The following is a 21933-nucleotide window of genomic DNA, read 5'->3' as shown; positions in this document are numbered from 1 at the left end:
CGGGCGGCGGCCGCCGCCTGGGCCGCGAGCGTGGTGGCAGCGGCGGCCGCGCGCTTGGCCTCACCCGCGTGCCGCTTGGCCGAGTCGGCCTGGGCCTGCGCCTCCTGGGAGAAGGCCCCGGCCTGGCCGGCCTGGGCGTTGGCCTCCTCCAGGGCTCCCTCCGCCTCCGCCACGAGGTCGGCCGCCGATGCCGCGGCTCGCAAGGAGTCCAGCACCGACTGGACGGCGGCCGCCGCCCAGTCCGCCGCCTCGGCGGCGGAGGCGGCACGTGCCGCCGCGTCCAGCGCGGACTGGGCCAGGCCCTCCTCGACCTTGCCCGCCGAGGCGGCGAGCCGTGCCTTCCCGGCCGCCTGCTCGGCCTTCGCCGCCGCTTCGGCGGCCTTGCCGGCGGCCGAAACCGCCAGCTGCGCCGCGGCGTTGGCCGCCTTGGCCGCCGTGATCGCGGACTGGGCCGCCTGGGCCGCCCTCCTCCCGGCCTCGGCCGCCCGCTTGGCCGCGCTCGCCGCCTTGGCCGCGTCGTGACCGGCCGCGATGCTCTCGGCCTTGGCGGTCTCGGCCTCCTCCCGGGCCAGCCGGGCGGCTGTCACCGCCTGATCGGAGGCCTCCACCGCGGCGTCCTTCTCCCGGGCCGCCTGCTGACCGGCCTCCTTGGCCTGCTGGGCCAGCTGGGCGACCGAGGCGTACTCCTCGTCCCGGGCCCGGGCCAGGTGCTGACCGACGGTCAGGAACTCCCTCAGGTCCTCCGCCGAACCGGCGAGCGCCAGCAGCGCGGCCTGCTTGGTGGCCGGGCCGCCCGACTCGGCGAGCTGCGAGACCCGGAGCCGGTCGTCGCTCTCCCGGACCGCGAACCGACCGCTGTCCAGGAAGGCCCGCACGTCGGCGGCCGTGCCCGCCAAGGCCTTGGCGGCGGCTGCCCTGGTCCGCGGGCCGCCGCTCTCGGCGTCCTGCGACACCAGCACCCGTCGGTCCTGCTCCAGCGGCGCGTCCACACCGTCCTTCACGAAGGCGCTCACCGCCGCGTCCCCGCCGTCCAGCGCCACGACGGCCGCCTGGCGAAGCCTCCGCCCGCCGGTGGTGGCCAGATCGAGCACCGCCTGCCGCCGGTCCCTGGCCGCCGCCCTGGCGAACTCGCCGTCCTGCGGGGCCGCCGCCGGACCGAGGAACCAGGCCACCTTGTCGTCGCCGCCCGCCAGCGCGGTCTCGGCCGCGGCACGCACCGCCGACCCGCCCTCCTCCCATGCCTTGAGCACGCGGCCGCGGTCCGTCAGGACGGGTGCGGGAGGCGGAGTCCCGGCCTTCGCCGGCCCTGCGGAAATCAGTGAGACCAGGAGGGCGACGGGTAGTGCCCCCCGGCCCAGTCGTAACCATGTACCCGAACTCACGCGGACCCCCTAGCGGGATTCTCGGAACCTGATCGTCCGTCAACTCTGATGAAGTGAGCGACGGTTGGTCGCTTTGACGGCGACCATACAAATACGCTCCCACCGCGTCCAGCGGGGCGGGAACGGGCTCCGGGAGACGACCGGAGGCCCGCGATTCCCGTTCCACCCGCCCTTCGGATCCCCCCGTCCAGAGAAGAAGAGAGAGAGGGAATTCCGTGATTCCTCGTTTACGGCCCCGTGGCCTGACGGCGGCCGCCGTCGCCCTCGCGCTGGCCGGACTGGCCGTCACCATGACCAGCCAGACCGCCTCCAGCGAGACCAGCCCGACCGCCGCGAGCGCACCCCCGGCGGTCGAGGACGGCGCCTATCCGGAGGCGGACCGCATCCTGGCCCAGCACGGGATCACCCTCACCCGGGGGGACGGCGGCATCACCCTCGCCGACTGCGCGCGGCCGGGGGCCTTCCAGGTCAAGGTGCTGGCGGTCACACCGCTCGACGACACCGACGGTGACCAGGTCTGTTTCGCCGCTCCGGGCACCACCGGGTACCTCGCCGTCACCATCCCGGACGCCTACCGGATCTACACCTTCGGCCGCTCCGTACGGGCCAGCCTCTCCACCTCCCAGCGGCCGGCCGAGACCGTCGACGTGCCCAAGGACTCCACCAAGGGGATCGGCGAGTCACTCGATCCCAACGCCACCGCCGTCCTGCTCGAACTGCGCATCACCGGCTGACGGGGGACCGACATGATGACCACACGTTCACGCACCGCGCTGGCCGTCCTGCCGGCGGTCGCCGCTCTGCTCGCCGGCACGGCGGGCTCCGGACCGGCGGCCGCAGTTCGCCCGGACTCCGTCACTTCCGAGCCGTCCCTCACCGACCGCGCCTTCACCGCCAAGCTCGCCGTCGGCGACCAGGGCCGCAGTTGCTCCGGCGCGCTCGTCGATCCCTACTGGGTGATCAGCGCGGCGAGTTGCTTCGCCGAGGGCGCCACCCCCGTCGTCGCCGGAGCACCGAAGGCCCGCACCACCGTGACGGTGGGCCGCACCGACCTGGACACCACGACGGGCGTGGTCACCGAGGCGACCGAACTGGTGCCGCGCACCGACCGCGATCTCGTCCTGGTCCGCCTGGCCCGCCCGGCCACCGGGGTGACGCCGGTGGCCCTGACCGCTTCGGCTCCCTCCGCCGGGCAGCAGGTCACGGTGGCGGGCTTCGGTCGGACCCGGACGGAGTGGGCTCCCCGCAAACTGCACGGTGCCGTCTTCACGGTGGGCGACCCGGATGCGGGCGGCTTCCCGGTGGCGGCCCCGTCCCCGGCGGACGCCACCCTGTGCAAGGGCGACGCCGGCGCTCCCGCCGTCCGGGCGAACGGCGGGCGGTTCGAACTCCTCGGCATCACCAGCCGCTCCTGGCAGGGCGGTTGCCTCGGCACGCCGTCCGCCGAGACCCGCACCGGGGCCTACCAGGCCCGGGTGGACGGGCTCGCGCAGTGGGTGAGGGACACCACCGCGTCCGTGCTCGGCGACGCCGACGCCGACGGCCGTGCCGATGTGGCGATGACGTACTTCCACGCGGACGGGGCGGTCGGCTTCTTCACCTCGACGGCCGACCGTGCGGGGATGCTGGGCGCGTTCAACTCCACCTACACCGTCCCGGCCGCGAGTTGGGACCGCGCCTCCATGAAGCTGGTGCCCGGCGACTTCAACGGCGACCACCGCTCCGACCTCGCCATGCTCTACCGGTTCGGGGACGGCTCGATCGGCCTGTTCACCGGGGCGGCCCAACCCGACGGCACCATCGGACAGTTCCAAGGCCCCTCCTACAAGGTCCCCGCCTCCGCAGGCTGGAACTGGAACGCCATCGAGGTCTACCCCGGCGACGCCAACGGCGACGGCCGCGGCGACGTCCTGATGGCCTACCACCACACCGACGGCGCCATCGGCTTCTTCACCTCACTCGCCGACCAGGCCGGCAACCTCAGCCAGTTCAACTCCACCTTCACCGTCCCCGCCGCGAGTTGGGACCGCGCCTCCATGAAGCTGGTGCCCGGCGACTTCAACGGCGACCACCGCTCCGACCTCGCCATGCTCTACCGCTACGGAGACGGCTCCATCGGCCTCTTCACCGGCCTCGCCAAGACCGACGGCACCATCGGACAGTTCCAAGGCCCCTCCTACAAGGTCCCCGCCTCCGCAGGCTGGAACTGGAACGCCATCGAGGTCTACCCCGGCGACGCCAACGGCGACGGCCGCGGCGACGTCCTGATGGCCTACCACCACACCGACGGCGCCATCGGCTTCTTCACCTCACTCGCCGACCAGGCCGGCAACCTCAGCCAGTTCAACTCCACCTTCACCGTCCCCGCCGCGAGTTGGGACCGCGCCTCCATGAAGCTGGTGCCCGGCGACTTCAACGGCGACCACCGCTCCGACCTCGCCATGCTCTACCGCTACGGAGACGGCTCCATCGGCCTCTTCACCGGCCTCGCCAAGACCGACGGCACCATCGGACAGTTCCAAGGCCCCTCCTACAAGGTCCCCGCCTCCGCAGGCTGGAGCTGGAACGCCGTGGAGGTGCGCCGCTGACCCCCTGACGGGTCGACAGGTCGCCGCCCGGTCAGGACAGCCAGGCGGTGACCTGGGCGGCGGCGGCCGGGGACCAACCGAGTTCGAGGTGGTTGAGGTCGGTGAGCAGCCTGGTGCCGCCGACGGTCCGGATGCCGGTGGTGTCGAGGGCGCTGGCGGTGAGGACGATGCCGTCGCTCGGGCCGCGGTTCTCGTTGAGCAGGCCGGGGAGGTCGGCGGAGCCGCCGGCCAGCAGGTAGGCCGGGACGGCGGCCGGGGTGCCCGCGGCCTGCAGCGGGGCGATCAGCGAACCGGCGTCGATCGCGGCCTGGATGCCCTGGCCGGCGGTGTAGTAGCCCTGGCCGCCGTAGTAGGTGGTCCACCAGTCCTGGGTGAGCTGGTCCACGCCGTACCGCCCGTCCCAGCGGGCCAGCAGCTGGCGCTGGCCGGGGAAGCAGTCGGAGCCGTTGACCGGCAGCACGCCGAGGCAGGGCTGGGAGGTGTAGGTGCCGTAACAGGTCATCCAGAGGTGCGGGGAGGGTGCGTTGGCGGTGCCCCCGCAGGCGGGCCAGGTGGCCAGCGAGAAGCTCCAGCCGTGGGCGTAGACGTAGTCGAGGCCGCCGTTGGGGCCGCCGAGGGTGACCAGCCGGCGGACGTCACCGGGGTAGGCCCGCCCCCAGGACGGCCGGATCGAGGAGACCCAACTCCGGGCCGCCACTTCGCCCTTGCTCCAGGCGACCAGGTCGACCTGGCCCACGCCGAGCCGCTCCCGGATCACCGCGACGGCGTCCCCGACCGCCTGGGCCTGCATCAGGTTGTCACCGTGCTTGTGGGCGAAGCCGATCGCGAAGACCCGGTGCCCGGCGGCGGCCAGCTGCTGCGCCAGCCCGGTCGAAGGACAGGTCGCCGCACCGCAGTTGCCGCTCTCGGCGGGGTTGGCCCAGGCCCGGTCCGCACTGTCGTTCGCCCCGTGGACCAGCAGGACGGCGGACTTGGCACCGGTGTCCCAGCCGGCGGCCGAGTAGAGCAGGAAGCGGGCCGAGGAGGGGCGCTTCACCCCGCCGAAGTAGCTGACCCGGGCGCCGTCCTGGTCACCGCGGCCGTCCGCGGGGAACTGCTCGGCGCGGAACCCGGTGGTGGTGTCGTACCAACGCTCCACCTTGGCCCAGCCGTTGCCGGGTGCGGAGTAGGCGGCCTCCAGCCTCAGGTACGCGGGGGTCGCGGCGGCGGCCGGGCCGAGGCCCAGCGCCAGGGCGGCACAGCTGAGCAGCAGTACGAGGAGTCGTCTCACGGGGAGCTCCAGCCTGGTGGGGGCAGGGGTCCGGCCACGGTAGGCGGACCGGCACCGCTCCCCCCATGGCACGGTCACACATCCGGCACCTGCGCCGCATGGCGGCAACCCACAAGTCACTTGGATTCACGGCGAGTTACCCGTCAGTGAAGTGTTTCCGCAACGCTTCCTCCGGGACCTGACAAACCCTCAGACTGAGGGACATGCGAATCACTCTACGCGCGTTGAAGACCCGTGCCGCTTCCGTCGCCGCCGTCGGTCTGCTCACCCTCGCCCCCACCGCCGTGTTCGCCACCGACGCCTCCGCCACCGTCAGCGGGAGCATCTGCTACACCGCCCTCCCGGCCGAGGGCCGCACCACCGTCAAGCTGATCGACCAGGGCGGCCCGTTCCCGTACAGCCAGGACGGCATCGTCTTCCAGAACCGCGAGGGCGTGCTCCCGAAGCAGACCACCGGCTACTACCACGAGTACACCGTGAAGACCCCGGGCTCCTCGACCCGCGGCGCCCGCCGCATCGTCACCGGCAAGGTCTTCCACGAGGACTACTACACCGCCGACCACTACGCGACCTTCTACAAGGTCAACTTCGGCTGCTGACGCTCGACTTCGCACGGCCGGCCGCCCGCCCCACTTCCCCGGGGGCGGGCGGCCGCGCGGTCAGCTCGGGACGGGCCGCGCCGGACGCGGCGCACGCTGGCTGAGCCCCATCAGGCCGAACCCGACCAGCATGAACACGTTGCCGATCATCACCAGTCCCATCCGGAAGCCGAACTCGCCGACCAGCAGCCCGAACACCGCCTGCCAGACCAGGGCGAAGGCCGACACCAGCTGGGCCCAGCCGTGCAGCCGGGGACGGCGGACGTACTTCCGGTTCAGCGGGAGCATCCAGCCCCGCGTCAGCGTCGCGATCCCCGACCCGGCGAGGAAGAGCGCCACCAGCAGCGGCGGAACTGCGAGATACACCTTCACGATTCGCTCCCCGCACCCCGGACACGCTCCGGAGCGCAGCGCGATCATGGCACCCGGCCCCCACCGCGTCCAGTGCCGATCCGCGTGATCGTCCACCGCCGCACCGGCGCGTTCACGGCAGCTCCCGCACCATGAAGACGTCCACCGGGTCCTCGGTCTCGACGGTGAACCCGTGGCGTTCGTACAGCCGTCGGGCCGGGCTGCCCTGGAGGACGTTGAGGCGGACGGGGGTGCGGGTGCGGTCGCACTGCTCCAACAGCCGGCCCAGCACGCCCGAGCCGACGCCGACTCCCTGGTGGCGCGGGTCGAGGTAGAAGTGCTCCAGCCAGCAGCCGTCCGCGGCGGGCCGCAGGGCCACACAGCCGGCGAACTCGCCGGCCACCTCGATCACCCAGGTGTGGCCCGGGTCGAACCCGTCGCGCAGCCGCTGCCGGACGCGCTGCGGGTCGTACCGGCCGAGCCGCTCCAGACCCGGTCGCAACACCGTCGCGCGCAGCTCGGCCACCGCCTCGACGTCCGAAGCCTCTGCCTGCCGAAGATCCCAGTCCGCCATGTCCGGCACGCTATCGCGCCGGGCCCGGGACCTCGCCGCCGGACCTGACGTCGGGCCTTTACGGGGGATTTACGGACGAGTACTCTCCTGAAACATCTTGCAGAGTCTTGCGCAAGACGGAGCGTCAACTCCGGTCGGTGGCGTGCGCCGCAGGGCCCCACCCCTGTGCCGTCGCCGGAGGGGGCGTCTCCTCCCCCACCCGTCAGGCATTCGAGGAGTCCCTCCGTGGACCGTGAAGTCGCACGCCGCCCCCGGCGATCCCGCCATCCACTGGCCGCCGTACTGGCCGTCGTGGCAGGGCTGTTGGCCACCCTGCTGCCCGCACTCACCGCCAACGCGGCCACCACCGCGACCGTCTACTACAAGCCCGCCACCACCTGGAGCGCCGTCTACCTGCACTGGGCCCCCACCGGCGGGAGTTGGACCACTCCGCCCGGCACCGCCATGGAGGCGGCCTGCTCCGGCTGGTTCAGGAAGAGCGTCGACCTCGGCGCCGCCACCGGTCTCCAGGCCACCTTCACCAACGGCTCGGGCAGTTGGGACAGCCGCAACGGCGCCAACTACCAACTCGGCGGTGGCACCAGTGCCGTCTCGGGCGGCACCGTCACCACCACCGACCCGTGCGCGGCCGCCACCCCCACCTCCGCGACCGTGTTCTACTCCACCGCCGGCCGCAACTGGCCCGCGTACTACCTGCACTGGGCCCCCACCGGCGGCACCTGGACCACCTCCCCCGGCACGGCGATGACCGCCGCCTGCACCGGCTGGGTGAAGCAGACCGTGGCCCTCGGCTACGCGGCCACCTGGCAGGCGACCTTCAACAACGGCGCCGGCACCTGGGACAACAACGGCGGCGCCAACTACCAGCTGGGGACGGGCTCGATCACCGTCAAGGACGGCGTCGTCGCCCACTCGGACCCCTGCGGCACCACCACGCCGGAGCCGACGCCCACCCCCACCCCCACCCCCACCGCGACGCCGACCCCGGCGACCGAGGCCACCGTCTGGTACTCGACCACCAGCGTCGGCTGGTCCACCGTCAACCTGCACTGGGCCCCCACCGGCGGCGCCTGGACCACCTCCCCCGGCACGGGCATGACCGCCGCCTGCACCGGCTGGGTCAAGCGCACCGTCAGCCTCGGCGCCGCCACCACCTGGCAGGCCGTCTTCAACAACGGCAACGGCGTCTGGGACAACAACAACGGCGTCAACTACCAGCTCCGCGGCGGCAACAGCACCGTCAAGGACAAGACCGTCACCCCCGACGCCACCGACCCCTGCGCCGCCGCCGTCCCGGACACCACCGCCCCCACGGCCCCGACCGGCGTCAGCGCCTCCGCCACGGGCACCGGCACCGTGCTCACCTGGAACCCGGCCACCGACGACCGCGGCGTGACGGGCTACCAGGTCTCCCGTACCGGCGGCAGCCGGGGCGGCTCCGTCGTCGACACCACCTCCACGGTGTACTCGCAGAGCGGCCTGGAGCCCACCACCTCCTACTGCTGGACCGTCAGGGCGAAGGACGCGGCGGGCAACCTCTCCACCGCCTCCGCTCCGCCCGCCTGCGCCACCACCGGCACGGCGGAGCCGGCCCCCGCCGCCGGCGCCCCGCTGGGCGGTGACCCGCGCAAGGACCCGATCTACTTCGTCCTCACCGCCCGCTTCTACGACGGCGACAGCTCCAACAACCGGGGCGGCAGCCAGGACGTGAAGTCGGGCAACGCGGCCAACGCCGACCCGATGTTCCGCGGTGACTTCAAGGGCCTGGTGCAGAAGCTGGACTACGTCAAGGCGCTGGGCTTCTCGGCGATCTGGATCACGCCGGTGGTGCTCAACCGCTCCGACTACGACTACCACGGGTACCACGGGTACGACTTCTACAAGGTGGACCCGCGCCTGGAGTCGGCCGGCGCCTCGTACCAGGACCTGATCAACGCCGCGCACGCCAAGGGCGTCAAGATCTACCAGGACGTGGTCTACAACCACAGCTCCCGCTGGGGCGCCAAGGGCCTGTTCACCCCGACCGTCTACGGCGTCCGGGACAGCCAGTGGAGCTGGTACTACGACGCCCCCAACTCGGGCTTCGAGTACGACGGCCTGACCGTCGACCCGGTCTCGGGGAAGTCGTACTACAACGGCGACCTCTGGTCCACGGCCGAGCCCAGCGGCAACACCTGCCTCAACTGGGGCAAGCCGACCGGTGCCAGGAGCCCCGAGGGCTACACCATCTACAACTGCCAGTGGCCGGGCGCCACCACCGGGATGTTCCCCAAGGCGCTCTACCACGCCTGCTGGATCGGGAACTGGGAGGGCGAGGACTCCCGCTCCTGCTGGCTGCACGAGGACCTGGCCGACTTCAACACCGAGAGCCCGGTGGTGCAGCAGTACCTGATCGGGGCCTACGACAAGTACATCGACATGGGCGTGGACGGCTTCCGGATCGACACCGCCGTGCACATCCCGCGCGTCACCTGGAACCGCCGCTTCCTGCCCGCGATCCAGGAGGAGGTGGCGCGGAAGTTCGGCCCGGAGAAGGCGAACGACTTCTTCGTCTTCGGCGAGGTCGGCGCCTTCGTGAACGACAGGTGGAACCGCGGGTCGGTCAACCACTCCGCCCAGTTCTTCACCTGGAAGGAGCGCAGGGAGTACACCTCGGACGACGTGCAGGCCGCGCTCGACCAGTTCGCCTACGAGAACACCATGGGCACCGGCAACCAGCCGACCTCCACGAACGCGGTGCTCAACGGCAACGAGTACCACGCGCCCGACCACTCGAAGTTCTCCGGCATGAACATCATCGACATGCGGATGCACATGAACTTCGGTGACGCGTCCAACGCCTTCAACAACGGCAAGGACAGCGACGACTCCACCAACGACGCCACCTACAACGTGGTCTACGTGGACAGCCACGACTTCGGCCCGAACAAGTCGAGCACCCGCTACGCGGGCGGCACCGACGCCTGGGCCGAGAACATGGCGCTGATGTGGACCTTCCGGGGCATCCCCACCCTCTACTACGGCTCGGAGATCGAGTTCCAGGCCGGGAAGCAGATCGACTGCGGCCCGACCTGCCCGCTGGCCGGCACCGGGCGGGCGTACTACGGGGACAAGGTGGCCGGTGAGGTGACGGCCGGCCAGTTCTCGGTGGTCTCCTCGGCCTCCGGCCCGGTGGCCACCACGCTCCAGCAGCCGCTGGTCAAGCAGCTCCAGCGGCTCAACCAGATCCGCCGCGCGGTGCCCGCCCTCCAGCTGGGGCAGTACTCCACCCAGGGGGTCTCCGGGGACATGGCCTTCAAGCGCCGGTACACCGCGAACGGGACGGACAGCTTCGCCCTGGTGGCCGTCACCAATGCCGCCACCTTCTCCGGGATCCCGAACGGCACCTACAAGGACGCCGTCACCGGGGACGTGAAGAACGTCACCAACGGCACCCTCGCGGTGGCCGCCTCCGGCAAGGGCAACCTGCGCGTCTACGTGCTCGACCTGGGCGGGGCCAACGCCGCCCCGGGCAAGGTCGGCGCGGACGGCCCGTACCTGAAGTAGTCGACGTTCCGGGCCGGTGGTCCGATAGGTTGGTGGGTACGGGCGGCTCGCCGTCCGTACCCACCCGCCAGCCGTAGCCACCAGACGAGGACGCCTCCCGAGATGACCGCGCCCCTGCCCGCCTTCGCCGGACACACCTACCTGTTCCAGGTCGACAACGGCGCCGCCTTCCGCAACACGTACTCGGCGGACGGCACCCGGCTGCGCTGGGAGGGCCTCGGCGAGTCGGCCGGGCAGTGGGAGGACGTCGCCCTGCACGTGGCCGAGGTGGCCCCGGCGGTCTACTTCGTCAGCTGGACCGAGAAGGGCGGCATCACCGTCAGCCACGTGATGGACCTGACGCGGCTGACGGTGCGTGCCTTCTGGACCTACGAGGGCGAGGGCGGCCGGGTCGGCGAGCTGCACACCGGCTCGCTCACCCCGGAGTCCTGAGACCCCGCCCGTCCCGGGCCCCCGTCACTCGAACGCGGCGGCCGCCTCCTTGAGCGCGGTGGCCACCGTCTCCGGGTCGTACGGGGCGGGCTCGCCCGGCAGGTAGGTCACCGCGTGCAGCCGGCCGCCGTAGCGGAAGCTGCGGTGCCGCTCGTACACCGGCCAGGAGACCGGGGACTTCCGGTCGACCCCGACGCTGATGCCCTGGAACGGCGCCATCCCGATCAGCTGGTGGACCGGGCCCAGACGGCCCGTCACCTCGCCGTCCACCAGCAGCTCGAACTCCCACTTGAGGTCCGCCACCGCGTGCGCCCGCAGGCCGACCGTCCGGGCGCCCGGCTCCAGCGGGCCGCCGTCGGCCTCGAACAGCTCGCCGTACTGGTTGTAGGCCAGCCGCAGCGAGCCGTCCTCCACGTAGAGGCTGTAGCCGCCGCCCTGGTCACCGTGCGAGACCAGCACGCCCTGGTCGCCCGCGCGGTGCTCGGTGAGCTCGGCCACCACCTCGAAGGAGCGGAACGCGATCAGCCGGGAGGAGCGGTAGCGCTCCAGCTCGGGGGTGCCGGCCAGCAGGGTGAGCGGTTCGCGCAGCTTCGCGTCCTCCGGGTGCCGCAGGGCCAGCCCGCCGGACCGGTCGGCCAGCGGGAAGACCCCGTTGCGCCAAGCCGCGTCCTCCCAGGCCTCGGCCAACTCCTTGACCACCTCGGGGAATTCGGCGGAGACGTCGGTGGTCTCGGTCGGGTCGGTGCGCAGGTCGTGGAGCGCCCACTCGCCGTCGTCGTACGGGCTGCCCGGCCGGTGCAGGGTGACCAGCTTCCAGCCGTCCCGGTAGTAGCTGCGGTTGCCGGTCATCTCGCAGTACTGCTCGGTGTGGGTGGAGTCCGCCTCCGGCGCGCGCAGGACGGAGGCGAAGGAAATCCCGTCCAGCTCCTGCACCGTCTGCCGGTGCCGCTCCACCGGCCGCTCCACCCCGGCGAGTTCGAGGATGGTGGGCAGCACGTCGGTGACGTACTGGTACTGCGTCCGGACGCCGTCGTCGCCCTCGGCCCGGGGCAGCCCGGCCGGCCAGGAGAGCACGAAGGGCACCCGGACGCCGCCCGCGTAGGTCTGGCCCTTGTAGAGGCGGAAGGGGGTGTTGGAGGCCATGCCCCAGCCGCGCGGGTAGTGCACCAGGCTCTGCGGGCCGCCGATCAGCTCCACCTCCCGCTCCACGTCCGGGTTCCAGTCGGCCGGCAGGGCCGGGTGGTGGACGAAGCGGCTGAAGTAGCTGCGGGTGCCCTCGGCGCCGCCCTCGCCGGTGCCGCCGTTGTCGGAGGTGAAGAGGATGATGGTGTTGTCCAGCTCGCCGAGCGCGGCCAGGGTGTCGGTGAGGCGGCCCAGGTTCTGGTCGACGTTGTCGACCATCGCCGCGTAGACCTCCATGTAGCGGGCGTACAACTTCCGCTCGGACTCGGTGAGTTCGTCCCAGGGCCGGACGTCGTACCCGGCCTCGCCGTTGCGCTCGGGCAGCCGGGTGCCGTCCGGGAAGTGCCCGGCGGCCAGCTGGCGGGCGAAGCGCTCGGCGCGCAGCTCGTCCCAGCCCCGGTCGTAGCGGCCGCGGTGGCGGGCCAGGTCCTCGGGCTTGGCCTGGAGCGGGCCGTGCACCGCGTTGTGGGCCAGGTAGAGGAAGAAGGGCTTCTCCGCGTCGTGGGCCCGCAGCGACTTCACCATGGAGATGGCCTGATCGGTGATGTCGTCGGTGTAGTAGTAGCCGTCGGGGAACTCGTCGATGTCCAAGGGGCTGTTGTCCCGGACCAGTTGGTGCGGGTGGAACAGGCTGGTCAGGCCCTCCAGCACGCCGTAGTACTGGTCGAAGCCCTTCTGCAGCGGCCAGTTGGAGCGGTCGTCGGCGGCGTTGGAGGCGGAGTCCCGGGTGAGGTGCCACTTGCCGACGGCGTAGGTCGCGTAGCCGCTGTCGTGCAGCAGCTCGGCCAGGGTGGGGATGTCCCCGGCCACCTCCATGCCGTAGCCGGGGAAGCCCGGGTCGGCGTTGGCCACGAAGGAGTAGCCGACCCGGTGCGGGTTGAGGCCGGTGAGCAGGGCCGCGCGGGCCGGGGAGCAGAGCGGCATGGTGTGGTAGTTGGCCAGCTTGACGCCGTTCCCGGCCAGCCGGTCCAGCGTCGGGGTGGGCACCTCGGCACCGAACGGGCCGATGTCGCTGTACCCGAGGTCGTCGACCAGGACGACCACGACGTTCGGCGCCCCGCTCCGGGCCCGGCGGCGGGGCGGCCAGGCGGCGGTGGACTCGCCGAAGGTACGGCCGACGGTGCCGGGGAAGCCGGCGTAGGGGTCACGGCGGGTGGTGGTCATGCGGCGCTCCGGTCATGGTGGCTCACGTGCGGTACGGCGGCGAGCAGTTCGGCGGTGTACGGGTCCTGCGGGTCGGTGACGACCCGGTCGGCCGGGCCGGTCTCGACGATCCGGCCCCGGTGCATCACGGCGATCCGGTGGCTCACCTGGCGCACCACGGCGAGGTCGTGGGCGATGAACAGGATGGCCAGGCCCAGCTCGCGCTGGAGGCCGGAGAGCAGCTCCAGCACCTGGGCCTGGACCGAGACGTCCAGGGCGGAGACCGGCTCGTCGCAGATCAGCACCGAGGGGTTGGGGGCCAGGGCCCTTGCGATGCCGATCCGCTGGCGCTGGCCACCGGAGAAGGCGCGCGGGTGCCGCTCGGCGGCGGAGGGGTCGAGCCCGACCTGGGCGAGCAGTTCGCCCACCCGCTCGGCCCGCTCGGCGGGGGTGCCGAGGCGGTGCGCGATCAGCGGCTCGGCCAGGATCTGGCCGACCGTCATCCGGGGGTTGAGCGAGGAGTACGGGTCCTGGAAGACCAGTTGGACCTCACGGCGGGCAACCCTGGAGCGGGTGAGCTCCTCGCCCCGGTAGCTGATGCTGCCGGTGCTGGGCGCGTGGGCCTGGACCAGGGCCCGGGCCAGGGTGGACTTGCCGGAGCCGGACTCGCCGACCAGGCCCAGGGTCTCGCCGGGGTGCAGCTCCAGGCTGACGCCCGCCAGCGCGGTGGCCCGGCGGCGGCGCGGGCCGTAGGTCTTGGTGAGCTCGCGCACGGTGAGCAGCGGCTCGGGGCCGGGGGTGGAGTTGGCGGCGGCGGTGGACGGGGCGTCGAGACGCGGGACGGCGGCCAACAGCTGCCGGGTGTACGGCTGTTGCGGGCTGCGCAGGACCTCCTCGGTGAGGCCGTGCTCGACCACCTTGCCCTGGTGCATCACCAGGACCCGCCGGCAGGTCTGGGCGATCACGCCGAGGTCGTGGCTGATCAGCACCAGCGCGGTGCCGCGTTCCCGGTTGATCCGCTCCAGGAGGAGCAGGATCTGCCGCTGCACGGTCGGGTCGAGGGCGGTGGTCGGCTCGTCGGCCACCAGCACCTCGGGGTCGCCGGCCAGCGCCAGGGCGATCATGATCCGCTGACGCTGGCCGCCGGAGAACTGGTGCGGGAAGTCCCGCAGCCGTCCGGCCGCGTCCGGGATGCCGACCAGGTCGAGCAACTCGGCAGCGCGTTCCGCGCGTTGGGCCTTCGCGAGGTACCGGCCGTGCGCCCTTAGGGCCTCGTCCAGCTGTCGGCCGACGGTGAGCACCGGGTTGAGCGAGGACATCGGGTCCTGGAAGATCATCGCGATCCGGCGGCCGCGCAGCCCGCGCAGCTCCGGCTCGTCCAGCTGCGCCAGGTCCTGCCCGCCCAGCTCGATCGAGCCGCCGGAGACCCGCCCGCCGGCGGGCAGCATCCGCAGCAGCGCCAGCGCGGTGGTGGACTTCCCGGAGCCGGACTCGCCGACGATGCCGAGCGTCTCCCCTGCGCCGAGCTCGAAGGAGACCCCGGAGACGGCCTCCGCACCTTCGAACTCGACGCGCAGATCGGTGACTTGGAGCACGGTGGCGACCGTGGTCTCCGGCAGTACCGCCGTCATCCTCGTATCCCCTCGTTCGGTGCCTCCGCGATCGGCGCGAAGCCGAGCGGCCGGCGGCGGACGACCACCAACGGGGTCGCGCCTCCCCCGCCCCGCCACCAGCCCGCCGCAGGCGTCCGTCCCGTCATCGTCGGATCCCTTCGTTCAGTGCCTCCGCGATCAGCGTGAAACCGAGCACCAGGGCGGTGACCACGACCAGCGGCGCGGCGGCGAAGGTCGGGTGGCTCGACAGGTACGCCATCGACTGGCTGAGGATGCCGCCGAGCGAGGGCTCCGGCGGACGCAGGCCGACGCCGAGGAAGCTCATGGCGCCCTCGATGAAGACCGCCAGCGAGAAGGCGATGGCCGCCTGCACGATCAGCGGGTCGGCGGCGTTGGGCAGGACGTGGCGCAGCAGCACCCGGGCCTTCGAGGCGCCGCCGAGCCGGGCCGCCAGGGCGTACTCCCGCTCCCGCTGGACCAGGATGCCGGCCCTCAACTGCCGTCCGAAGCCCGGGATCTCGGCCAGCGCGATGACGATCACCACCGGCCAGCGGCCGGGGCCGAGGACGGCCGTGACGGCCAGTGCGAGGATCAGGCCGGGGAAGGCCAGCAGCAGGTCGAAGACCCGCTGGACGGCGACGTCGGCGCCGCGCGAGGTGGCGGCCAGCAGGGCCAGCGAGCAGCCGAGCACGGCGCCGGCCGGGACGGCCACCACGCTGATCAGCAGGTCGGCCCGGATGCCGTGCAGCACCCGGCTGAACAGGTCCCGGCCGAGGTCGTCGGTGCCGAACGGATGGGCCCCGCTCGGCCCGGCCAGGGCCAGGCCGCTCTGGGCCAGCGGGTCGGCGTCGGTGAGCACGGGGGCCAGCAGCCCGGCCAGCACGACCAGCCCGACCAAGGTGAGACCGGCGGTGCCCCGGAGGGTGTGCAGTCCGGCCGGGAGGAAGCTGCGACGGGGTGCGAGGGAGACGGTGGTCATCAGGTCACTCCCACCTGATCCGAGGGTCCAGCCACGTGTACACCAGGTCGGTGAGCAGCTGGACCGCGACGTAGACGGCGACGAGCAGCAGGAGCAGGTCCTGCACCACGGGGTAGTCGCGGCGCAGCACCCCCTGCTCGGCGAGCTGGCCGAGGCCGGGCCAGGCGAAGATGGCCTCCACCAGGACGGCGCCGCCGAGGAGTTGGCCGACCTGGAGGCCGAGCACGGTGACGGCGGGCGGCAGCGCGTTGGGCAGGGCGTGCCGCCAGACGATCCGGCGGCGGGAGACGCCGAGCGCGGTGGCGGTGCGGACGTAGTCCTCGGCCAGCGCCCGCTCCAGCCCGTCCTTGAGGTAGCGGGCCAGGATGGCGGCGCTGGGCAGGGCGAGGCAGAGCGCGGGCAGCAGCAGGTACTGCAGGCCGATGTCGGGCTGGTCGAGGATCGACTCGTGGCCCCCGGCGGGGAGCAGACGGAGCGTCACCGCGAAGACCAGCACCAGCAGCACGCCGGTGACGAAGGGCGGCACGGCCAGCACCGTGGTGGTGAAGGCCCGGACCGCGGCGGCCACCGGCCCGCGCCGCACGGTGGCGCCGAGCACCCCGAGCGGCAGGCCGATCAGGGCGACCAGCACCAGCGCGCCGAGGGTGAGTTCGACGGTGGCGCCGAGGCCGTCGCCGATCAGGGTGGCGACCTCGCCGCCGATCGCGTAGCTGGGGCCGAGGTGGCCGGTCAGCAGGTCGCCGAGCCAGGTGAGGTACTGGGAGAGGAAGGGCTGGTCCAGCCCGAGGCGGGTGCGGATGGCCGCGACCGCCTCGGGGCCGGCGTCCGGCCCGGCCAGGCTGGTGGCCGGGTCGCCGGGGATCAGCCGGAGGATGGAGAAGATCAGGAAGGAGGCGGCCGCCAGCACCAGCAGCCCGGAGGGCAGCCGCCTCAGCAGGAAGGTGCGCATCCGTCAAGCCGTCAGGTAGGCGTCGTCGAGGTTCAGGTAGGTGAACTTGTTGAGCGTGGCGCCGCGCACCTTGGGCCCGGCCACCTCGATCTGGCCGCCGATGGCCAGGTCGATGACGAACTCCTCGTCCAGCAGGACGTCGGTGATCTGCTGGTAGAGCGCCTTGGCCTCGGGGCTGTCGGCGTCGGGCCGCTTCCAGGCGCGCTGCACGATGTCGGTGTAGGCCGGCGAGGAGAAGTGCGAGCTGTTCTTGGCCTCGTTGAACGGGTAGGCGCTGACCGCCAGGGTGGCGGGGTGGAGCTGGGCGAAGCCGTGGCCGAGGGTCCAGAGCGCGGGCATGGTCTGGGAGATCAGCTGCTTCTGCATGGTCGGCGAGTCGGTCGGCTGGAGCACGGTCTCGATGCCGACCTGCTTGAGGTCGTGCTGGATGATCTGGGCGAAGGCGATGCCGTCCGGGGTGTTGGAGTGCGCGAACGGCAGGGTGAGGCCGGTGACCCCGGCCTCGGCGAGCAGCGCCTTGGCCTTCTCCGGGTCGTGGCGGTACTTGGTGGCGTTGGCGTCGCTGTAGGCGGGCGAGGACTTGGGCCACGGGGCGGCGGAGGGCAGTCCGTAGCCGCCGAGGGCCTGCTGGACCAGCCGCTCGCGGTCCACCGCCCAGGAGATGGCCTGCCGGACCCGCTTGTCCTTGACCTGGTCGGCGCTGACGTTGACGCCGATGTAGTAGGCGCCGGAGCCGGTGTCGTAGGGCTTGAGCTGGAACTGCCCGGAGGCCTTGAGCCCGGCCAGGTCCTTGCCGGGCACGTGGTAGGAGAGGTGGCTCTGACCGGTCTTCAGCGAGGCCACCAGTGAGTCGGCCTGCGGGATGACCCGGATCTCCACGCCGTCCAGGTAGGGGCGGCCGGGGTTCCAGTACTTGTCGTTGCGGGTGAAGGTGATCGAGGAGCCGGGGGTGCGCTTGCCGAAGACGAACGGGCCGGTGCCGACCAGCGCCTTGCCGGCGACGGCGTCCTCGACGGTGGCCGAGTCCGTAATGATCATGAACTCGAAGAGGTCGAAGAGGTTGCTGACCGGATGGGCCAGGGTGAGGGTCAGCTCGTGGTCGCCGTTCTTCGTGAACTCGGTGACGGTGGCCGCCGTGGTCCTCAACTGGGCGGAGCGGACCGGGTTCTGCAGGTTCTTGATGGCGAAGATGACGTCGTCGGCGGTGAACTTGCGGCCGTTGTGGAAGGTGACGTCGTCGCGGAGCTTGAAGGTGATGCCCTTGCCGTCCGCGGCCAGCTGCCAGGAGGTGGCCAGCTCGGGCTGCGGCTTGAGCTGGTCGTCGTAGCGGGTCAGGGTGTTGAAGACCAGGCGCTGCACCAGGGTGTTCGCGCTCTGGGCGAAGAGCAGGCTCGGGGTGAAGTCGATGGTGGTGGCGATGGCGAGGGTGCCGCCGCGGCGCGGACCTCCCGACGGGGAGGCGGCGGTGCTCGCGCTCTCGGCCGCCGAGCGGCAGGCCGCCAGCGAGAGCAGGCCGGCCGCGGCGACGGAGCCGCGCAGGAGGGAGCGGCGGGAGAGCGTGGTCATCGTTCCGTGTCCTTCAGTGGGAGGTCGCCTTGTGGGGGCTGGTTTTTTCGGTGCTGAAAGTAACGACGGCAGCCAGGGGCCGCCGTCGTCACGGCATCAGGGGCTCTACGGGGGTCAGGACTTGAGGGCGGCGGCTTCGAGCTGCTCGGCCGGGACGATGCCCGCCACGGCCGGCGGGTCGGCCGGCTCCAGCAGGCGGCTCGGCTGCCCGTCCGGGCCGACCGGCAGGTCGCCGTCCAGGGTGATCCGGCGGACCAGGCGCGGCTCGTCGCCGTAGTCGTTGACGGCGTAGTGCTGGGTGGCGCGGTTGTCCCAGATCACCACGTCGCCGACCGACCAGTCCCAGCGGACGGTGTTCTCCAGGCGCTCGACGTAGCGCTGGAAGAGGGTGATCAGGGCGCGGCTGTCGGCCCCCGAGACCCCGACGATCTTCTGCGCGAAGGCGCCGAGCAGCAGGGTCTTCTCCCCCGTCACCGGGTGGACCCGCACCAGCGGGTGCTCGGTCTTGAAGGCGGTGGAGACGAAGACCGAGCGGAACAGCTCGGCCACCTCCTTGTTGTCCGCCAGCTCCGGGGTGAGCGCCAGCGAGGCCGCGTAGTCGTAGTCGTTGGTGTGCACGGCGCGCAGGCTCTCGGCCAGCGCCTTCAGCGGGGCCGGCAGGTCCTCGTACGCGGCCACCGTGTTGGCCCAGACGGTGGAGCCGCCGGCCGGCGGCAGCTCCAGCGAGCGCAGGATGGAGGCCTTCGGGTAGGAGGGCACGAAGGTCACGTCGGTGTGCCAGTTGTTGGCCCGCACGCCCTTGGTGGCGTCCAGCTCGAAGATGTACCGGCCGTCCGCGCTCGGCACGGTCGGGTGGCCGACCGGCTGGCCCAGCAGACGGGCGAAGGCCTCGTGTCCGGCGTCGTCCAGGTGCTGCTGGCCGCGGAAGAAGAGCACCTTGTGCTCGTACAGCGCGGCCTCGATCGCGGCCACCGTCTCGGCGGGCAGGTCGCCGCCGAGCGTGACGTCGTGGACGATCGCGCCGATCCGGCCGGCGGCCGGGGTGAGGTTCAGCTGGGTGGAGACGGCAGTGGTCATGACGGTCCCTCGGTTCTGGTGAAGGGGCGTGCTCGGGCACGGCGGGCAGCGCACGGCACGGGCCGGCGGCGGAGGAGAAGCGTGGAGAGCGGCGCGACGGGGCGCGGACGAAAGCGGCGTCAGTGGGAACAGCGGCAGCGGCGACAGGGACAGGAGGCGGACAGGGCACGGCACATGCGGACGGTCATCGCTCCTCCTTCGGTCACTCGCTCGAACTGTGGCTCGGTTTCTGGGCATCATCGTGGTGACCGCGAGCCGGTCTGTCAAACACCATCTCGCCTGGTGGGAGCGGGTGTTGCGGCTTCGTTGCGCCGTGTTGCGGCGGATGGCGGGCCTCGGCGGGGCTTGTCCTTCCTTCTGTTGTCGCATTAACTTTCTCAACGAAATTAACTCGAACGGAGGCAGCATCGCGATGACCACCCCCACGACCCGCGCGGTCCCCGCGGAGAGCGCCCGGCACAACGCCGCCGCCGTGGTGCGGACCGTGCTCGCCCACGGCCCGCTCCCCCGCCACCGGATCGCCGAACTCACCGGACTCTCCGCCGGCACCGTCTCCCGGCTGACCGGACGGCTCGCAGACAGCGGCCAACTGGTCGAGATGGAGCCGGAGTTGGGTCCGAGTGCGACCGGGCGGCCGCGGATCCCGCTGGACCTGCCGGTCGAGGAGACCGCCGTGGCCGGGGTGCACATCGGCGTGCTGCGCACCACCCTGGGCCTGGTCGACCTGCGCGGCGGGGTGCTAGCCCAGTGGGCCGTGCCGCGCGGGTCCACCGACCCGCGCGAGCTGGTCGACGAACTGGCGGAGGCCCTCGCCGACCTGACGGCCTGGCAGTCGCACCGGCGGCTGCTCGGCATCGGCGTCTCCACCGGCGGCTGGGTCGACACCGAGTCGGGGACGGTGGTCGAGCACGGCCCGCTCGGCTGGCACGACGTCCCGCTGCACGCCGCACTCGCCGAACGGCTCGACGCGCCCGTCCGGCTCGACGCCCTGGTCCGCGCGCTCGCGCTCGCCGAGGGCTGGTACGGCGCCGGGCAGGAGACCGACAGCCTGCTCGAACTCTTCGTCGGCAACGTGGTCGGCGCCGCCTTCACCGTCGGCCGCCGGATCCACCGCGGCCCGCGCTCGGCGGCCGGCGGCATCGCCCACCTGCGGCTGCCGGGGGTCGAGGGAGTGCTGTGCGGGTGCGGCGCCTCGGACTGTTTACAGGCCGTGCTGGCCGACGGTTCGGTCCTCCAACTGGCGCGCGAGCAGGGCATGGTGGGCCAGGAGGAGTCCTTCGAGGACCTGGTCCGGCTGGCCCGCGACGGCCACCTCGGGGCGATCCGCCTGCTGCGCACCCGCGCCCGCTCGGTCGGCCGCGCGGCGGCCGTCCTGCTCGACCTGGTCAACCCCGAGTTGCTGGTCCTGGCGGGCGGCCCGCTGAAGACCCCGGAGTACCTCCCGGACGTCCGCGCCGAACTGGCCCGCCACAGCTCCCTCGGCCCGGCAGCCGCTGGCCGCCTCGTCCCCTCCGGCCTCGGCGACCACGCCCTGGTCCTGGCCTCCGCCGCCGTCTTCCTCAACGCCTGGTTCTCCGACCCCCTCACCCACCACCTTCCCTGAGAGGCCTCCGTGCTCACCGTCGAACTGTTCCGCGCCCGTGTGTCCTCTCGGACCTCGTGGGACGTGGTGCGGGTCCGCGACGCGGACGGGGCGTTCGGGCTCGGTGAGTGGTCCGATGCCGGGCCCGGGGCCGAAGCCCTGTGGCCGTCGGTCACGGAGCGGCTGGCCGAGGGCGGGTCCGGCGGGGATGCGCTGGCCCTGCTCGATCAACTCGCGCTCCACGGGCAGCGGTTCGCCGCGCGGACGGTCCGCGGCGGGCTGGAGCAGGCCCTCACCGACCTGGCCGCGCGGCGGGCCGGGGTGCCGCTCTGGCGGTGGCTCGGCGGCCGGGCCGCGCGCCCGGTGCGGCGGTACGCCAACCTGAACCGGGCGCTGCGCCGACGCACCCCCGAGGAGTTCGCCGAGGTCGCGGCCGCCGCCGTGGCCGCCGGGTACACCGCGCTCAAGTGCGCGCCGTTCGACGGCCTCCCGGACAGGGAGCGGCTGGGCGGCGGTCTGGCCCGGGCCCGGGCGGTCCGGGCGGCGGCCCCGGACGCCGAGCTGATGGTGGACGCCCACGCGCTGCTCTCCATCGACCAAGTGCTGGAAACCGCGCCCCAGTTGCGTGCCCTCGACCTCCGCTGGCTGGAGGACGCGGCCCCGCTGGACGGGCTCGCCGCCGTCCGCGAGGCGGACATCGCCCCGCTGGCCGGCGGCGAGTTCGCCACCGCCCCGGCCGAGGTGCGCCCCGCCCTGCGGGCCGGACTCGGCTGGCTGCTGCCGGACGTCAAGCACGCCGGTGGCCTCGCCGCCGCCCGCGCCCTCGCCGAGCAGGCGCTGGCCGCCGGGGCCGGGGTCTCGCTGCACAGCCCGTCCGGCCCGGTGGCCACCGCCGCCGGACTGCACCTCGCGGTGGCCCTCGGCCCCTCCGTGGAGAGCGAGTTCGCCTTCGGCGAGGCCTCCTGGCGGCGGCACGCCGTGCACCCCGCCGAGACCCCGGACGGCCCCTGGCTCACCCTCCCCGAGGGCCCCGGCCTCGGCCTGGACCTCACCCCCGGCCACTGGCACCCCCTCACCCCGACCTGACAGGAACCAGCACC

General features: G+C 72.6%; 17 protein-coding genes. 7 read left to right on the top strand and 10 right to left on the bottom strand.

Annotated elements, in window-relative coordinates; all coding sequences use genetic code 11:
- Positions 1-1250: ALF repeat-containing protein (locus ACWEPF_RS25705; RefSeq protein WP_452174359.1), on the bottom strand; the 1250-nt coding region annotated here is incomplete at its 3' end.
- Positions 1251-1597: 347 nt separating this feature from the next.
- Between ACWEPF_RS25705 and ACWEPF_RS25700 the strand changes: the two genes are divergently transcribed.
- A complete protein-coding gene (locus ACWEPF_RS25700; RefSeq protein ID WP_452174358.1) occupies positions 1598-2116 on the top strand; it encodes a hypothetical protein in 519 nt (172 codons plus the stop codon).
- Between the two features lie 15 nt (positions 2117-2131).
- Positions 2132-3970 (top strand): trypsin-like serine protease, encoded by a 1839-nt coding sequence (locus ACWEPF_RS25695; protein ID WP_452174357.1) that lies wholly within the window; start codon positions 2132-2134, stop codon positions 3968-3970.
- Positions 3971-4001: 31 nt separating this feature from the next.
- Here the strand turns inward: ACWEPF_RS25695 and ACWEPF_RS25690 are convergent, their stop codons facing one another.
- Positions 4002-5240 carry an esterase/lipase family protein gene (locus tag ACWEPF_RS25690; RefSeq protein ID WP_452174356.1) on the bottom strand — a complete coding sequence of 413 codons (1239 nt, stop codon included), beginning with the start codon at positions 5238-5240 and terminating at the stop codon, positions 4002-4004.
- 203 nt (positions 5241-5443) lie between these two features.
- Between ACWEPF_RS25690 and ACWEPF_RS25685 the strand changes: the two genes are divergently transcribed.
- Complete coding sequence (locus tag ACWEPF_RS25685) at positions 5444-5839, top strand: ribonuclease domain-containing protein (RefSeq protein ID WP_452174355.1); 396 nt, start codon at positions 5444-5446, stop codon at positions 5837-5839.
- Between the two features lie 60 nt (positions 5840-5899).
- Here ACWEPF_RS25685 and ACWEPF_RS25680 read toward each other — a convergent pair whose 3' ends face one another.
- Complete coding sequence (locus tag ACWEPF_RS25680; protein WP_452174354.1) at positions 5900-6211, bottom strand: hypothetical protein; 312 nt, start codon at positions 6209-6211, stop codon at positions 5900-5902.
- Between the two features lie 112 nt (positions 6212-6323).
- Positions 6324-6764, bottom strand: a complete 441-nt coding sequence (locus ACWEPF_RS25675) for a GNAT family N-acetyltransferase (RefSeq protein WP_452174353.1) — start codon at positions 6762-6764, stop codon at positions 6324-6326.
- A 225-nt stretch (positions 6765-6989) separates the two neighbouring features.
- Between ACWEPF_RS25675 and ACWEPF_RS25670 the strand changes: the two genes are divergently transcribed.
- Together ACWEPF_RS25670 and ACWEPF_RS25665 are read left to right on the top strand one after the other, a co-directional pair.
- Entirely contained in the window at positions 6990-10310 is a 3321-nt protein-coding gene (locus ACWEPF_RS25670) for a carbohydrate binding domain-containing protein (protein WP_452174352.1), read from the top strand.
- Positions 10311-10412: 102 nt separating this feature from the next.
- Complete coding sequence (locus ACWEPF_RS25665; protein ID WP_345280284.1) at positions 10413-10742, top strand: MoaF-related domain-containing protein; 330 nt, start codon at positions 10413-10415, stop codon at positions 10740-10742.
- A gap of 24 nt (positions 10743-10766) precedes the next feature.
- Here ACWEPF_RS25665 and ACWEPF_RS25660 read toward each other — a convergent pair whose 3' ends face one another.
- From ACWEPF_RS25660 to ACWEPF_RS25635, 6 genes are all read right to left on the bottom strand, one after another.
- Positions 10767-13088 (bottom strand): arylsulfatase, encoded by a 2322-nt coding sequence (locus ACWEPF_RS25660; protein WP_452174351.1) that lies wholly within the window; start codon positions 13086-13088, stop codon positions 10767-10769.
- Entirely contained in the window at positions 13085-14698 is a 1614-nt protein-coding gene (locus ACWEPF_RS25655; RefSeq protein ID WP_452174350.1) for an ABC transporter ATP-binding protein, read from the bottom strand. The genes ACWEPF_RS25660 and ACWEPF_RS25655 overlap by 4 nt, the downstream gene beginning before the upstream one ends.
- 124 nt (positions 14699-14822) lie before the next feature.
- Complete coding sequence (locus tag ACWEPF_RS25650; protein WP_452174349.1) at positions 14823-15659, bottom strand: ABC transporter permease; 837 nt, start codon at positions 15657-15659, stop codon at positions 14823-14825.
- Between the two features lie 4 nt (positions 15660-15663).
- Positions 15664-16608 carry an ABC transporter permease gene (locus tag ACWEPF_RS25645; protein ID WP_452174348.1) on the bottom strand — a complete coding sequence of 315 codons (945 nt, stop codon included), beginning with the start codon at positions 16606-16608 and terminating at the stop codon, positions 15664-15666.
- 3 nt (positions 16609-16611) lie between these two features.
- Positions 16612-18174, bottom strand: a complete 1563-nt coding sequence (locus ACWEPF_RS25640) for an ABC transporter substrate-binding protein (RefSeq protein WP_452174347.1) — start codon at positions 18172-18174, stop codon at positions 16612-16614.
- 114 nt (positions 18175-18288) lie between these two features.
- Complete coding sequence (locus ACWEPF_RS25635) at positions 18289-19251, bottom strand: TauD/TfdA dioxygenase family protein (protein WP_452174346.1); 963 nt, start codon at positions 19249-19251, stop codon at positions 18289-18291.
- Between the two features lie 412 nt (positions 19252-19663).
- Between ACWEPF_RS25635 and ACWEPF_RS25630 the strand changes: the two genes are divergently transcribed.
- Together ACWEPF_RS25630 and ACWEPF_RS25625 are read left to right on the top strand one after the other, a co-directional pair.
- On the top strand, positions 19664-20854 hold the full coding sequence (locus ACWEPF_RS25630; RefSeq protein ID WP_452174345.1) for an ROK family protein: 1191 nt from the start codon (positions 19664-19666) through the stop codon (positions 20852-20854).
- Positions 20855-20893: 39 nt separating this feature from the next.
- Complete coding sequence (locus ACWEPF_RS25625; protein WP_452174344.1) at positions 20894-21919, top strand: enolase C-terminal domain-like protein; 1026 nt, start codon at positions 20894-20896, stop codon at positions 21917-21919.
- The last annotated feature ends 14 nt before the right edge of the window (positions 21920-21933 follow it).

It is taken from the genome of Kitasatospora sp. NPDC004289, assembly GCF_053602875.1.
The sequence above is the reverse complement of the archived record's forward strand: the minus strand, read 5'-3'. Positions and strand labels throughout refer to the sequence as shown.